We start from the raw sequence: 14,235 nt of genomic DNA, 5'->3' as shown, positions 1-14,235 counted from the left end.
TTTACTTCACCACTCCCAACTGGAGAGCTTTTTGAGCGCTTTTGACTACGCACAACTGGCCCGCGACATCAAACGCTGGGGGCGCGAACTTGGGTTTCAGCAGGTGGGCATTACCGATACGGACCTGTCCGCCGAAGAGCCGCAACTCAAAGACTGGCTGGCGAAAGGCTACCAGGGTGAAATGAGCTGGATGAGCGAGCACGGCAATAAGCGCTCGCGCCCAGCCGAGCTGGTGCCCGGCACCGTGCGGGTGATTTCGGCGCGCATGGATTATCTGCCGGGAGACACTGAACAGATCAAAGTGCTGAAAGACCCGGAAAAAGCCTATTTGTCACGCTACGCCCTGGGCCGGGACTACCACAAACTCATTCGCAAGCGCCTGTCGCAGCTGGCCCGGCAAATCGAGGCCGCCCTGCCTACGCACCTTCAAGCGCAAGATGGGCAGCAGATGCGTGCCTTTGTCGACAGCGCGCCGGTGCTGGAGCGCCCGCTGGCGGCCAAATCCGGACTCGGCTGGACCGGCAAGCACACGCTGATTTTAAACGACAAGGCCGGCAGCTGGTTTTTCCTCGGCGAACTGTTCACCTACCTGCCCCTGCCGGTGGATGAAAGTGAGCAACCCAACCGCTGTGGCGAGTGCACCGCCTGCCTGAAAGTCTGCCCCACCGATGCCTTCCCCGCGCCCTACACACTGGATGCGCGGCGCTGCATCTCTTACCTGACCATTGAGCTCAAAGGCGCCATTCCAGAGGAGTTTCGCGAACCCATGGGCAATCGCGTGTTTGGTTGCGACGACTGCCAGGCCATCTGTCCCTGGAACAAGTACGCCCAGCCCACGGGCGAAAGAGACTTTCTGCCCCGCCACGGACTGAACGACTCGGACCTGCTGAGCCTGTTCAAGTGGGACGAGGAAGCATTCTTGCGCAACACCAAGGGCTCGGCCATTCGCCGAATTGGCTACCAGCGCTGGCTGCGCAACTTGGCCACCGGCCTCGGCAACGCACCGAGCCGGCCGGATATCATTGAGGCGCTGGAGCAACGGCTTGGCAAGCACGGCCCGGTAGTCGATGAACACCTGCTCTGGGCGCTGGAGCGCCAGCGCCGTCCCGGCTACCGGCGCAAGCGCAAAATCAAGGCCCCGAGCGCCTCTGGTTAGCCTTTTCAATCGGCGCCATAGCCAATAAATATCACCCCTGCCCAAGCAAAAGGCAGCGCATTCAGGTACAATTGCGGCCCTCAAAACCGGGCGCTGCCAATGCCCAGAGTGACCTCGGCGGCGATGATCGGTTATACACCCCTCTCCAATCACTGACAAAAGTACGGGTTGCTATGAAAACACTGTCTGATATCGGTTTGGTCGGTCTCGCCGTTATGGGTGAGAACCTTATCCTTAATATGGAAAGCAAAGGCTTCACAGTAACGGCGTATAACCGCTCTGTGGAGAAGGTAACCAACTTTATTGAGGGCCGCGCAAAAGGCAAGAATATTCGCGGCGCCGAATCGATTGAGCAGCTGGTAGCATCACTGGAAAAACCGCGCAAAATCATGCTGATGGTCAAGGCCGGCGCGCCGGTGGATGCGTTTATCGAGCAGCTGGTACCGCACCTGGACAAAGGCGATATCATTATTGACGGGGGCAACACCCACTTTCCCGACACCAACCGGCGCGTAGAACAACTGCGTGAAAAAGGCATTCACTTTATCGGCGCTGGCGTATCGGGCGGTGAAGAAGGTGCCCTGACTGGCCCATCCATTATGCCCGGCGGCGCACCTGAAGCCTGGGAAGCGGTCAAACCCATCTTCCAGGGCATTGCCGCCAAGGTGGACGACGGCTCTCCTTGCTGCGATTGGGTCGGCGAAAACGGTGCCGGCCACTTTGTGAAAATGGTGCACAACGGCATCGAGTACGGCGACATGCAACTGTTGTGTGAAGCGTATCAAATCATGAAAGAACTGCTGGGCATGAGCGCCGACGAGATTCATCAGGTATTCGCCGACTGGAACAACACCGAGCTGGACTCCTACCTGGTAGAAATCTCCCGCGACATCATGGCTTTTAAAGACGAAGACGGTGAGCCGCTGGTGGAGAAAATCCTGGACACCGCCGGCCAGAAAGGTACCGGCAAATGGACCGGTGTGGTTGCATTGGATCTTGGCGTACCCTTGACCTTGATTGCCGAATCCGTATTCGCCCGCTGCATCTCCGCCCTGAAAGACGAGCGCGTAGAGGCCTCCAAAGTACTGAACGGCCCCGAGCCGTCGTTCAGCGGCGACAAAGCCGCCTTTATCGAAGATCTGCGCCAGGCTGTACTGGCCGCCAAGATCGTCTCTTACGCCCAGGGCTACACCCTGATGCGCGAAGCGGCAAGCGAGTTTGGCTGGAACCTCAACTACGGCGGCATCGCCCTGATGTGGCGTGGCGGCTGTATCATTCGCTCCGCCTTCCTCGGTGACATCAAAGCGGCCTTTGACAAAAACCCAGAGCTGAACAACCTGCTGCTGGACGACTACTTCAAAGACGTAGTCACCAAGGCGCAACAAGGCTGGCGCAATGTGGCGGCGACCGCTATCACCAACGGCGTACCCGTGCCCTGCCTGACGGCCGCGCTGAATTACTTTGACGGTTACCGCACTGCCCGCCTGCCCGCCAACCTTCTCCAGGCCCAGCGCGACTACTTCGGCGCCCACACCTACGAGCGCCTCGATAAGCCGCGCGGCGAGTTCTTCCACACCAACTGGACCGGCCGCGGCGGCTCCACGGCCTCGACCACTTACGACGTGTAACAAGGGCCGTCCTTGCCCAAACAATAGAACCATTTCTGTGGGCAACCGATACCGTAAACGGGGAGCAAAGCTCCCCGTTTTTTCTTGTGCCAGACATGGTCATTCAAAATTGTTCTATCCCACCCCCTTGCGGTATTAGGTGACAGGCCTACAATCTGGACAGGCTTTCGCCTTATTCAACGTCTCAGCACTGAACAACTGGAGGTTTAGGCATGACGCTTTCGCGCATACTGATAATATCGACACTCGCAACCCTGATTGGCGCTTGTACCCAAGATGACAAACCCGCGCCCTCTACCATTGAAACAACCACCGCACTCAACACACCCGCTAATAGCAGCACCGCAAAGACAGCCGTTAGCAGCGCCTCATCCGACAAGGCCTGCCAGGCGGAGTTGAGCTGGATCACTGACCCCAACCCGCCCACAGAGATCCCTGGCGGCGGCACCAACTTCTGTCAGTTTTATCAGTTTTCCTGGCAGTGGTTTTTTTACCTGATGTCGCCGTCCCAGAGCGATCCATCACTGCGCAACTTTCAAATGGTTGCCGATTACCCCGTACTGGAAATTGACGGAAACTCCTGCTCCAACCCATCCAGCGAACCCGTGTTTTTTGTTCGCACCGTTAAGGACCAGGCCGCAGACACCAGTTTTACCCTACCTGAGCGTATCGGCCAGGCCGGAGGTGGTGCCACCATTTACGACCAGAACAGCAACGTTGTTTTCTACAGCATCTCATTTAGCCGCAGCCTGTGCGATGCAACCGCTACCGGCGACTTGCCGGCAGACACCACCGAGCTAAAGCTCGCCTGGCGGGTGATAGACGACTCGCTGAAAAACGAGTATTTCTGGATTGAGGCCGATGTGATTCCCGAGCAGGGCGCTCCCATCGGAGAAACCTTGGGCTTAATTGGCGTTCACCTGGTGCGCGGCACACCCGAACACCGCGAGCTGGTATGGGCCAGCTTCGAGCATAAGAACAATGCTCCCAACTGCCAGAGCCCGGCACAGGCACCTGCAGAGGGCTGGTCATTCCTATCTGCTAGCTGCCAAAGCTGTCTGGAGAGCCCAACATCGGCTTGCCTGGAAAGCTGCAGCTACAACCAGGCTACAAAAGCAAGCAGCCTGACAGGAACCGCGTCTGAAATTTGCCGTGTATTTCCGGAGGGCACCGCACCGGGCGATCACAAGGGTGAAGAAAACATTGTGGATGTCCAGTCTCTCAACAACCAAATCCAGAGTCTGCTGAACAAGAGCAGCGTACCCTCAACCATGTCCGTGTGGCGCCATTATTTTAATATCGGCGCGCTCTGGGTCAGCGACCCGTCCAAGCCCTCCACCACCGACAACCAGCGCGGCTCCATGCAACTGGCCAACCCCGTGATGGAGACCACCTTTCAAGGCAGCCTCAGTGTCAACAATGGGCAAATTGATACCTCGACCAGCGGTGTACTTAACTGTTTTGTCTGCCACGGCTACACGCCCGGCAAAACTGCTACCACGGGTCTGAGTCATATTTTTGATGACATTCAAGAGCAGCAGGGGAAATAATTGAATGTAGAACGGGGAGAGTCAAGACTCCCCGTTCTGCTTGTACGACAGCCTGCGACCCATAACACCACTCCGGTAGTGACACCCCTCTTTTACTCATTTACTGAACTCTCGCAGTAAGCAAGCTAGGCATTTACCTCAACAGCGGCTCCCAAAAACCCAGTAACCCCCGTCTTATTGGACGGCTAAAAATGAAGGATTCATTGAGTGCCACTTATCGGATTTTTCACACATAAAACCTCCTCTTTTCGCAATCCCTCCTACGTTACCCCCTTTCATTTATCGTATTTTTCAGACACAAAAAAATAACTATTCCCCTCAAGAAAATAGACATATCACATTTTGTGACTAAGTTAACGTGATTAAATACAACGTCCAGTGTTATAGTTATTTTAACAATAAGATAAGAATAATAACTTGCAACGCTGAGGCGATTATACATGAGCCAAGGAAGTTCACTTTTTAGAGAACAAGCAATTGCGGCCACCAACAACAAACTCTATGGCAGCGTCATAGCGACACCGAAAATTTCATACTTCTCATTTTTCATGTTATCGATAACCTGGCTTGCATTTCTTTCTTATGCGGCCTTCAGCGTTGAGTGGAGAAGCTATCAGTATTATCAGGCAAATGTACTCGCTCAGTCAGGGCTCAGGGCTAGAATACAGTTATCGACGGCGCCCAACCATAAAGTATCAACCGGTGAAACCATTAACCTTTACCCAAGCTCTTCAAGTACAGGGAATTCACTTAAAGGCCGCTTGATCAATCAAGACATAAATGACAAAAAATGGATTCTAGAGATTCAATTGGAGAAACCGGAAACTCTGCTCAAGACAGTAGGCCTTAAACTAGTTCAAGAAAAGCGAACTTTCTACGAGTTACTGACGCGAGAGAATTCTACGAAGCAGGAGTTTCGGCAATGAACTCTCAGCCAATTTCCAGCGACACCTCCGGCATCATTAAGCTCTTTCGTGAATCACCAAATCGGCCGTCCCGCGTCGTCCTACAAAATGAGCAAGCGGAGTGCGGACTGGCTTGCATTACAGCTATAGTCAGCGCTCACGGCCTGGACATTGACCTAAACTCCATGAGGAAACAATATCCAGTATCCATGCAGGGAATGGATCTTTCTGATGTTATTGATGTTTTCGCATCCTTAGGTCTATCTGCCCGTGCCATTCGGGCGGAAACAGAAGAACTTGATCAGATTCAGCTTCCCGCCCTGCTTCACTGGGATATCAATCACTTTGTGGTTCTTACTAAAAAGCGAAACGACCAATTTACTGTAATGGACCCCTCTCGAGGAGAGGTTTTACTTCCGTTAAGCGAATTCAACCTTCATTTCACGGGAATTGTGGTAGAAGTCACCAAAACTGAAGACTTCAACAAAGGAAACTACAATAAAAAGTTAAGGCTATCTGACCTATGGACTAACGTCATTGGCCTGAAGCGAAGTCTTTTTCAGATAATTGCAATTACCTTTGCACTCCACTTCGTGACGATTTTATCTCCGCTCTATCTGCAACTCGTAGTAGATCAGGTAGTAAGCACCGAGTACTGGGACTGGTTAGTGCCAATTGCCATAGGGTTTTCACTGCTCGTTCTCACCCAGGCGGCAATTAGCTTTCTTAGGTCTTTTGCCATATTGCACCTTTCGAAGCAACTTAGCTTACAAATGGGTGCAAACTTGTTCTTTCATCTAATAAGGCTTCCCTTTAGCTTCTTCTCGAGAAGACATGTTGGCGACATCGTCTCGAGATTTGGCTCCCTACGAAGCGTTCGGGACATGATCACCGGAGGCCTTGTCACCGCCATTCTGGATGGCGCCATGACAATAATCACTCTGGCAATCCTGTTTTACTACAGCACCACATTAACGATGATAACCCTTATGGCGGTCTCGTTGTACACCCTGCTGCGAATCTCGCTATATCGGAAGATACGCCTTCTTAGCCAAGACAGCATCATCGCCTCTGCCAATGAAAATAGCTTTTTCCTTGAGACGCTAAGGGCTGTACAAACACTAAAACTCTTTCAGAAGGAGGGTATCCGACAAGCCCAATGGGCAACAAAGTTTAGCAATCATATCGACAAAGAGGTACAGCTGTCCAAGTGGAATACTTTCACCACAAATGCCAGCAACATTCTATTTGGCATCGAAAATATTGCAGTAATTTTCCTTGCTGCACTTCTGGTCAGGGATAATCAATTTAGTCTCGGGATGCTATTTGCGTTTGTCAGTTTCAAGAGCAGCTTCACTATATCCTTCAACAACCTAATAACTCAGTCCATAGAGTTCAAGCTTCTTGACATTCATTTAGAGCGGCTCTCCGACATTGCTTTTACAAACAAGGAACCAGCGTCCAACGAAGCGAGTCTTGACAAGGACAATCGCATAGAAGGAAATATTAAAGTCGTCAACTTAGGGTACCAGTTTGAGGGAGAGAAGGATTTCGCCTTCCGTAACGTTAGCTTTGAGGTAGAGAAAGGCGAGTCACTTGCAATCACCGGCCCGAGCGGCTGCGGAAAATCCACACTGATTAAATGTCTAATGGGGCTGTATGAGCCCACCGAAGGCGAAATCCTTATCGATGGAAAACCCCTAAAATCCATACCTCAGTATCGAGGCCAGATCTCTGGCGTCATGCAGGATGACCAGCTTGTCAGCGGCAGCATCCGAGATAACATTGCCTTCTTCTCAGAATCGCCCGATGGCGAAAGAATTAAGCAATGCGCAACTAATGCTTGTATTCATAGAGACATCGAGAAAATGACCATGGGGTATGAAACCCTCATTGGTGATCTAGGTTCAAATCTCAGCGGAGGACAAAAGCAACGTGTCATTTTAGCTCGTGCGCTCTATCGCACTCCGCAAATTCTGTTCATGGACGAGGCCACCAGCCACCTGGACACTGATAGTGAGTCAGTAGTCAGCCAAAACATCGGCAAGCTCAGTATCACCCGGGTTCTGGTAGCACATAGACCGGAAACTGTTCGGTCTGCAGGGAAGCAATTTCATCTTGCCGGGAACCCTCGGCATACCATTCATAACGACTAGGAATGTCTTATGCGTTATCTAACGAAAGAAGAAATGAAGGCAGTCAGTGGTGGCGGATGTCGCGTCATCCGAGACAACTACAACAACGTGATTAGCGTTGAGTGTGACCCACCGCCACCACCACCGCCACCTTGCGATCCTTACTCTAGTGCGTGGCACTGCAACAACTAGAGAAGCAACACATCTGCGGGCTTGAAGCCCGCAGATGTTCAATCTGGCATCATGGAGTGAAACAATGAATCGGAAAATAGTGATGGTTGCCTTCGGCTCTCTGGGTGACATCTACCCTTTGCTGGCAATCGCTGAAAGACTGGCAAAGCACTGCAACGTGGCCTTCTTGGCCAATGAATACTTCAAAGACCACATTGTGGGCCGAGGCATTGAGTTCCACTCAATCGGATTGATAGAGCATCAACTTGCTGCTAGAGAGAGCGAAGACTCGTCAGGAGAAACCAAACAGGGCAGGAAACACCGCTTTGAGAATATTATTGGAAAAAGTTTCGAACGCACATTTGAGTATATTGAAAGACAGCATACTAACGGAGTCGACATTACGGTAATCACTCACGGCAACCTAAGCCCTGCCACTCTTGCCTGTGAGAAGTTCAACATTCCGTTAATCGTTACTTACTACGCCACGTCGCAGATCCCTCACAATGGTTACGATATGGATATGTACAATGAGTTTCATGGAAGACACTCATGGCTATCAAAGCGAATCCTCGGACCGCTGGAAAAACTTCATCGCCTATTCTCATTTGAGGTCGAAAGCGAGCTCAACGAATACCGAAAACAATACGGTTTAGCGCCTATACCATCCGGCTTTCGGCGAGTTATTGCGAAAGTCTTCCCTAAATTTTTAGGCTGCCGTTCTGGCGTAAAGGTCAATCTTCATATTGCCCTATTACCTGCATGGTTCAGCGATCCGGTAAACCGCTATTTCCCTCACATTGAGTTTGCGGGCTTCCCCTTCGTTACCGAACTACAGGAAAACCCACCTGAACTTCAAGAATTTCTTGAGAGACACTCAAATCCAATTGTGTTTACTCCAGGCACCGCCGTTGAGGACATCCAGCACCTTTGCCGGGAAATCATCCCCATCTGCCGAAAGCTGGGCTCACCTGCGATTTTGGTATCAAAGCATGGGCGCGCCGCTTTCGAAGCACTGAAAATCCCCTTTGACGTTCCCATTCAATTTATTGAGCACGTCAACTTTGAAGAACTTTTACCCAAAGTCCGCTGCTTGGTTCACCACGGCGGCATAGGAACAACAGCCCAGGCTATTCGGGCCGGAATTCCGCAAATCATTCGACCGAGAATGTATGACCAACCCATTAATGGCCTACGCGTAATGATGTGCGGCCTTGGCGGTTCCATCCCCGCACAAGAATTCAACGCCGACATGTTTGCCAACATACTCTTGCACATCGAATCAAGCAACATTCATCAAGAGAGAATTAGACACTTCAGCGATGACGTGAAGCGCCACAATGGGGCTGCAGCTTGCGCCAAATTTATAATGAACTTTATTGAAAATAAGGACTCAACTAATGATGCAGCTAGTGCGAATTTCGCAGCACATCAACTATAACAGACTGTCCACCACAAGCTTCTCTCCAGCAAAAAGGCTAGCTCTGTTGGCGGCAGGAGTAATGGAAGCGGCACGCTGTCAAGCATTATTCAAACGCCGCGCCAAGGTGGAGTGTAACCTATGCGGCTGGCAGGGACGATCGTTTATCAACTTCTACACTGGCTATGGCCACGTGTATCCAAACGCTGTTTGTCCAAGCTGTTACTCCCACCCAAGACATAGAAGCTACGCCTTTAGCTTGGAAAAACTTTTGAACAGCAACGGGAAAAAGAAAGTTCTACACTTTTCACCGGAAAGAATGATCACGGAAATTATTTGCAGCCATGCTGACATAGATTATCTGAGTGTCGATATTGATCACACAAAGGCAATGAGAAAAGAAGATATCACCGCCTTATCATTTCCATCTAACAGCTTTGATTATATCGTCTGCGTTCATGTCTTTGAACATATAAGCGACGATAGAAAAGCGATGGACGAGGTATACCGAGTTCTTAAACCAGGTGGAGTAGCGCTACTGGATGTGCCGATAGACCACAACAGGGAAGAAACCTATGAGGACTGGAGCATCACCTCACCAGAGGAGCGTACCAAAGCCTTTTGGCAATGGGATCATGTTCGACTTTATGGCAGAGATTACCCGCAAAAACTGAGAGCGGTAGGATTTTCTGTCCAAGAGGATCAGCTCATTAGTCATCTACCTGAGCACCAGCGAACACGGTTTGGACTCGAGGCGGAACCCAACTATCTGTGCACTAAACCGTAAATGCTAGGGTGCAGGTTAAAACCTTATGCTGCGGCAACACCCAGGCGTACGCATGGCTATGCCTTTTTCACAGACTCACTTTTCAGTATCATATCGCCGCCCTTGGCGAGCTTGCAGTCGATATTGTAGTCACCATCGACAATGCGCTTGATCACTTTAGTGCTCACTTTTAGAACCTCAGAGGCGCCTTTGACTTTCAAGTCTTTTGGCCAGAGTCGCACTATCCATCATTTTGTCTACTAAGGTTACACGCCCGAAAAAACTGTCACAGGATCAAGTCATATTTTTGATGATTTTCAAAAGCAGCAGAACATGTAAGTCAAGCAGGCAGTGGCAACGTATGTGATGCACCGCAGCCTTGCCTTACAGATGTAGCATACCAACAGCAGTCTCAAGACTTCTTCAGCTAATAGCGCCCGACCAACATCAAGCGACTTGTGCCCCTCGAGAGCTCATTAAATGAAATCTTCCAATTTATCAACATCTGTGAAAATCATGCTTGACAAAAAACGAAATAAATGATCAATTCATTTGGCAGAACCAACAAACAGTATATTGAGAATCAGACGGAGGACAAGTACATGGATTTCTCGAAGCCTGCAACATGGATCAGCAATCAGTATTCTCACCCATCAGAGGAAATAGATGCTCAATTCACTTACAATAGTCTTGAGCTCCCGATACCCTCCAAACGATTGCGAGCAACTGTAAGCGGGCCGGAGCTGGATCGATTTCTATATATTGGCTCTGCCTGGACTCAACTCAGCATGCAGTACACAACAAATTGCACAAACCCAAGAGTTCTTGATATTGGTTGTGGGGTAGGGAAAATGGCGCGGCACTTCTGCCTTTTACCTCAGTTAGAGTACATCGGATTCGACATTTATTGGCCTGCTATAGAGTGGTGCCAATATCATTTTAAAAAAGTTTACGGCAACAGGTTTAATTTTCACCACTTTGACGGAATATCTCACATGTACAATCCCAAGGGCCGGGTACCAACAAGGGATTTTATCTTTCCATGCCAGAACGGATCAATTGACCTAGCCATAGGCGCATCAATACTCACTCACCTTTATGAAGGCGATATCTCCCATTATTTAAAGCAAACAGCAGCTAGCTTATCACCTAATGGGGTCGCAATTTTTTCAACTCACACGCCGGATGAATTCTGTACCTTTTTCCCTGAAACACCCATACCGAACAACAAAGACATTGTAGGCAATGAACAAGTCATGATGATCAGCGATGATTTTTTAGATACATTGGCTCTAGAAGCTGGGCTACACCTAAAAGATAGACCTGGAAGACTGTGCGGACAGCAAATATCTGTTTTTGAAAGATCAATAAAATAAAAATTATTTATTCATATTTATAGAAAGCTCACCGAGAGAGAGAAAGAAAAGTTTTTAGAACGAACCAAACCCTAAAGACAAAGACTCCCAAACAACTACACTCGACACTAGGTAGGGATTATATAAAGCCATTTTCGAGGCTTACCGAGCACTCAAACTAGGTTGAAGGCCTTCCTTGATATTCCGATGGGTTACGAAGCGGAGAAAACCTATTAGGGCTGGACACCACCTCACCGGAGGAGCGTACCAAAGCCTTTTGGCAATGGGATCATGTTCGACTCTATGGCAGAGATTACCCGCAAAAACTGAGAGCGGTAGGATTTTCTGTCAAAGAGGATCAGCTCATTAGTCATCTACCTGAGCGCCAGCGAACACGGTTTGGACTCGAGGCGGAACCCAACTATCTGTGCACTAAACCGTAAATGCTAGGGTGCAGGTTAAAACCTTATGCTGCGGCAACACCCAGGCGTACGCATGGCTATGCCTTTTTCACAAACTCACTTTTCAGCATCATATCTCCGCCCTTGGCGAGCTTGCAGTCGATATTGTGGTCACCATCGACAATGCGCTTGATCGTCACTTTGGTCCCCACTTTTAGAACCTCAGAGGTGCCTTTGACTTTCAAATCTTTGGCAAGAGTAGCCGAGTCACCCTCAATGAGGGAATTACCGTTGGCATCTCGAACAGAAACCCCCTCATCCTTTTCTTCACCTGCTATCCATTCATGACCGCACTCAGGGCACATAAGAAACGCTTGATCTTGATAAGTGTATTCGCCCTTGCAAAGCGGGCAGGCAGGTAGTGGCATGTGGCATCTCTTCAGCGTGTGTTCGGGCCGCTATTATCTCGAGTAAGAAAGCGCTTAGCAAACTCTCAATCCTTCTTACGACGAAGAGCCAGGCCGAAGCCGTCTCACCGCTTTTACCGCCCCACCTACCACACTCAGCACAACGGCTGTGATTACCCAGACATAGGTCACCGCAAAGATCGCAAATTTGCACACGGCAAAAGAAGAATAGGGAATTGCCAACCAATTGGCAAAACCGGTGGGATTGGCCAGCATGACAAAGGAGATCAGGTTTTCCAGTGCGTCCATCAGCGCGGCGCTGGGCGCCAGCCAGACAAACACCCGGGCGATACGAAGCAGGATCCCCTCGCCGTACACCTTATGCACGGTGTGCAACACAGCTGCGGCCAGACAAAAAAAGGACAAAAACGTCGCCACCATAAACACATAATCCACAAGCTGAGTCTGGATATACACATCCAGAGTCCCCTTTTCCAGTAACTCACGGTAGTAGCCCTTGAGCACTTCGCCGCTGAAGCGGGTCTGACCGATATAATAGGGCACGGGAAATTCCGAGCGTGCGTAAAACCCGTCCAGCCAGCGCTGAGCAAAACGCGCAACTACAAAGGTGCACAGCGCCAGCAGCCACCACCGCACAGCACCGAACCTGCCGGTGGCGAACCCGATAAGCGATGATGCATAGCGTTTCAGTAAATTCCACATAAGACTTATCCTCTCCTTCAAATATACATTCCACGGAATATATTATTGTATTCTGCGGAATGGATTGTCAAGATGATGGAATGAAAGAAAATGTCATGCTCTTGGGGCAGTGCATCACCCGCTTGTCCATCTGCTACCAGCACCTCAGCGCCCATTTGGTTCAGGTGCTGGAGCCGCTCGGCCTGAACATGACTCGGATGTCGGTGCTCACCCACCTAGCACGGCGGCCAGAAGCCCCGGAAACCATCAGCTCACTGGTGGAGAAAATGGAAATGAACCAGCCCGTGTTAACCAAAGCGGTTAATGCTCTACAAGGCAGCGGTTGGGTTGAAAAAAGGCGGGATGAAAACGATGGACGCATTACCCACCTGCTGATCACCCAGGGCGGAATTAAGCAGCTTGGCGCCGCCCAGCAAGCCTGTGTGCCACTGCTGCAAGAGGCTTTCGGCGAGCTCTCCACCAACGAACTCAAGGTACTTCTCACGTTGTTGGGAAAGGTTCGTATTTAACACCCAACAAAAGCCATTGTACCTGGCGTTAAAGCGTGCATAATGCGCATCCTCTGTACACCTATGGTCTATACCTTCTGGTGAGTCTCCCGCTCAGACAAAAGCGGCAAACACGCACCAAAACTTCATCTTTGGGAATTTCTATGGCGACCGGCAAAAAGTACGACTACCGCATTATTGAGAGCAATGGCCGCTGGCGCGCGGAACTGACCCGCCGCGCCACAGCTCGGAAAACCCTTGTTTCCAAAGCGCAGGACGGTTTTGCTTCTGAAGAGGAAGCCTCCGTATGGGCACAGGCAGAGCTAAAAGCTTTGCTGGCGAACGTGCGGGCCCGCCAGGACGCCAAGAAATAGGCCGCTGTCAGCGCGGTGACGGGTCGGCCGGCAGACAGCGATTGATAAAAGCGCTGATATCGTCGATTTGCTCGCGGCAGACCTCATGGGCCATGGGGTAGCGGTGCGACTCAAACGCATAGCCATGAGCCGCCAGCGTCGCCTCGGCCCGCTCTGCCAACAAGGGGAAGACAACATCGTCGTGCAGCCCGTGCTGAATAGAGATAGGCAAATTCTTGTTTTGCTCGCTAAAGCGGCAAGTATCGCTGGTGGCAAAGTAAGTCGATAAGGCCAGCAAGCCCGCCAGCGGCCGGTTACTGCTTAGCGCGGCCTCAAACACCACGGCGCCCCCTTGTGAAAAGCCAGCGAGCAGTACCCGCTCGCTGGCGATCCCGGCAGCCACCTGCCGTTCGATGATCTCGTGAATAGCCGCACTCGCCTGCTGCAAATGCACTTCATTGAACTTTCGCTCGACATCCAAACTCACCAGATCATACCAGGCCGGCATTTCATAGCCGCCGTTAACGGTCACTGGTAGCGTGGGGGCCTGAGGGAAAATAAACCGGATGCGAGCGCCCTCGCGCAGCTTGAGCTCGGGCAGTAGATTGGCAAAATCGTTGCAGCTGGCGCCCAGACCATGGAGCCAGATTACACAGGCGTCGCTGGCGCCCGCTTTGGGGTTTTCGAGTGTTAAACACTCCAAATCGGAAAACGGGTTGGCTGATGACATAAAGCCTCTCTCTTCTGAATAAAGTAAAAGGGGTGTCAGATACACGG

At 50.8% G+C, this 14,235-nt stretch carries 14 protein-coding genes; 10 read left to right on the top strand and 4 right to left on the bottom strand.

Going from position 1 to position 14,235, the window contains the following annotated elements:
* Positions 1-31 precede the first annotated feature (31 nt).
* From queG to QWI16_RS02755, 7 genes are all read left to right on the top strand, one after another.
* Entirely contained in the window at positions 32-1,156 is a 1,125-nt protein-coding gene (gene queG / locus QWI16_RS02785) for a tRNA epoxyqueuosine(34) reductase QueG (RefSeq protein WP_302711206.1), read from the top strand.
* A gap of 173 nt (positions 1,157-1,329) precedes the next feature.
* Positions 1,330-2,784 carry a decarboxylating NADP(+)-dependent phosphogluconate dehydrogenase gene (gene gnd, locus QWI16_RS02780; protein ID WP_302711205.1) on the top strand — a complete coding sequence of 485 codons (1,455 nt, stop codon included), beginning with the start codon at positions 1,330-1,332 and terminating at the stop codon, positions 2,782-2,784.
* Between the two features lie 212 nt (positions 2,785-2,996).
* Complete coding sequence (locus QWI16_RS02775) at positions 2,997-4,334, top strand: hypothetical protein (RefSeq protein ID WP_302711204.1); 1,338 nt, start codon at positions 2,997-2,999, stop codon at positions 4,332-4,334.
* 440 nt (positions 4,335-4,774) lie between these two features.
* Positions 4,775-5,260 (top strand): hypothetical protein, encoded by a 486-nt coding sequence (locus QWI16_RS02770; protein ID WP_302711203.1) that lies wholly within the window; start codon positions 4,775-4,777, stop codon positions 5,258-5,260.
* Positions 5,257-7,395, top strand: a complete 2,139-nt coding sequence (locus tag QWI16_RS02765; RefSeq protein WP_302711202.1) for a peptidase domain-containing ABC transporter — start codon at positions 5,257-5,259, stop codon at positions 7,393-7,395. Before QWI16_RS02770 ends, QWI16_RS02765 begins: the two co-directional genes overlap by 4 nt.
* A gap of 235 nt (positions 7,396-7,630) precedes the next feature.
* A complete protein-coding gene (locus tag QWI16_RS02760; protein ID WP_302711201.1) occupies positions 7,631-8,986 on the top strand; it encodes a glycosyltransferase in 1,356 nt (451 codons plus the stop codon).
* Positions 8,946-9,752: a class I SAM-dependent methyltransferase gene (locus QWI16_RS02755; RefSeq protein ID WP_302711200.1), complete on the top strand. Its 807-nt coding sequence runs from the start codon at positions 8,946-8,948 to the stop codon at positions 9,750-9,752. The genes QWI16_RS02760 and QWI16_RS02755 overlap by 41 nt, the downstream gene beginning before the upstream one ends.
* Before the next feature lie 56 nt (positions 9,753-9,808).
* On the opposite strand, the gene QWI16_RS02750 is transcribed toward QWI16_RS02755, so the two are convergent.
* Positions 9,809-9,973 (bottom strand): PhnA domain-containing protein, encoded by a 165-nt coding sequence (locus QWI16_RS02750; protein WP_370659908.1) that lies wholly within the window; start codon positions 9,971-9,973, stop codon positions 9,809-9,811.
* Between the two features lie 360 nt (positions 9,974-10,333).
* Between QWI16_RS02750 and QWI16_RS02745 the strand changes: the two genes are divergently transcribed.
* Positions 10,334-11,107, top strand: coding sequence for a class I SAM-dependent methyltransferase (locus QWI16_RS02745; protein ID WP_302711199.1), 774 nt, complete (start codon positions 10,334-10,336; stop codon positions 11,105-11,107).
* Positions 11,108-11,585: 478 nt separating this feature from the next.
* Here QWI16_RS02745 and QWI16_RS02740 read toward each other — a convergent pair whose 3' ends face one another.
* Both QWI16_RS02740 and QWI16_RS02735 read right to left on the bottom strand, forming a co-directional pair.
* On the bottom strand, positions 11,586-11,915 hold the full coding sequence (locus QWI16_RS02740) for a zinc ribbon domain-containing protein YjdM (protein ID WP_302711198.1): 330 nt from the start codon (positions 11,913-11,915) through the stop codon (positions 11,586-11,588).
* Positions 11,916-11,990: 75 nt separating this feature from the next.
* Entirely contained in the window at positions 11,991-12,617 is a 627-nt protein-coding gene (locus QWI16_RS02735; protein ID WP_302711197.1) for a hypothetical protein, read from the bottom strand.
* 80 nt (positions 12,618-12,697) lie between these two features.
* Between QWI16_RS02735 and QWI16_RS02730 the strand changes: the two genes are divergently transcribed.
* The gene (locus tag QWI16_RS02730) at positions 12,698-13,126 is read left to right on the top strand and encodes a MarR family winged helix-turn-helix transcriptional regulator (RefSeq protein WP_302711196.1); all 429 of its coding nucleotides are present in this window, start codon (positions 12,698-12,700) and stop codon (positions 13,124-13,126) included.
* A 143-nt stretch (positions 13,127-13,269) separates the two neighbouring features.
* Positions 13,270-13,479 carry a DUF3622 domain-containing protein gene (locus tag QWI16_RS02725; protein ID WP_302711195.1) on the top strand — a complete coding sequence of 70 codons (210 nt, stop codon included), beginning with the start codon at positions 13,270-13,272 and terminating at the stop codon, positions 13,477-13,479.
* Between the two features lie 7 nt (positions 13,480-13,486).
* Here QWI16_RS02725 and QWI16_RS02720 read toward each other — a convergent pair whose 3' ends face one another.
* Positions 13,487-14,188 carry an alpha/beta hydrolase gene (locus QWI16_RS02720; RefSeq protein WP_302711194.1) on the bottom strand — a complete coding sequence of 234 codons (702 nt, stop codon included), beginning with the start codon at positions 14,186-14,188 and terminating at the stop codon, positions 13,487-13,489.
* Positions 14,189-14,235 lie beyond the last annotated feature (47 nt).

The organism is Gilvimarinus algae, assembly GCF_030518215.1.
Lineage (GTDB): Bacteria > Pseudomonadota > Gammaproteobacteria > Pseudomonadales > Cellvibrionaceae > Gilvimarinus > Gilvimarinus algae.
Note: the sequence above shows the minus strand (reverse complement) of the source record. Positions and strands in the feature narration are given on the sequence as shown.

Excerpts from the sequence above, each read along its gene's own strand:
- QWI16_RS02740 (WP_302711198.1), bottom strand. The coding sequence starts at position 11,915 with ATGCCACTACCTGCCTGCCCGCTTTGCAAGGGCGAATACACTTATCAA.
- QWI16_RS02725 (WP_302711195.1), top strand. The coding sequence starts at position 13,270 with ATGGCGACCGGCAAAAAGTACGACTACCGCATTATTGAGAGCAATGGC.
- QWI16_RS02765 (WP_302711202.1), top strand. The coding sequence starts at position 5,257 with ATGAACTCTCAGCCAATTTCCAGCGACACCTCCGGCATCATTAAGCTC.
- QWI16_RS02720 (WP_302711194.1), bottom strand. The coding sequence starts at position 14,188 with ATGTCATCAGCCAACCCGTTTTCCGATTTGGAGTGTTTAACACTCGAA.
- QWI16_RS02770 (WP_302711203.1), top strand. The coding sequence starts at position 4,775 with ATGAGCCAAGGAAGTTCACTTTTTAGAGAACAAGCAATTGCGGCCACC.
- QWI16_RS02775 (WP_302711204.1), top strand. The coding sequence starts at position 2,997 with ATGACGCTTTCGCGCATACTGATAATATCGACACTCGCAACCCTGATT.
- QWI16_RS02730 (WP_302711196.1), top strand. The coding sequence starts at position 12,698 with ATGAAAGAAAATGTCATGCTCTTGGGGCAGTGCATCACCCGCTTGTCC.
- QWI16_RS02755 (WP_302711200.1), top strand. The coding sequence starts at position 8,946 with ATGATGCAGCTAGTGCGAATTTCGCAGCACATCAACTATAACAGACTG.
- QWI16_RS02735 (WP_302711197.1), bottom strand. The coding sequence starts at position 12,617 with ATGTGGAATTTACTGAAACGCTATGCATCATCGCTTATCGGGTTCGCC.
- gnd (WP_302711205.1), top strand. The coding sequence starts at position 1,330 with ATGAAAACACTGTCTGATATCGGTTTGGTCGGTCTCGCCGTTATGGGT.
- QWI16_RS02760 (WP_302711201.1), top strand. The coding sequence starts at position 7,631 with ATGAATCGGAAAATAGTGATGGTTGCCTTCGGCTCTCTGGGTGACATC.
- QWI16_RS02745 (WP_302711199.1), top strand. The coding sequence starts at position 10,334 with ATGGATTTCTCGAAGCCTGCAACATGGATCAGCAATCAGTATTCTCAC.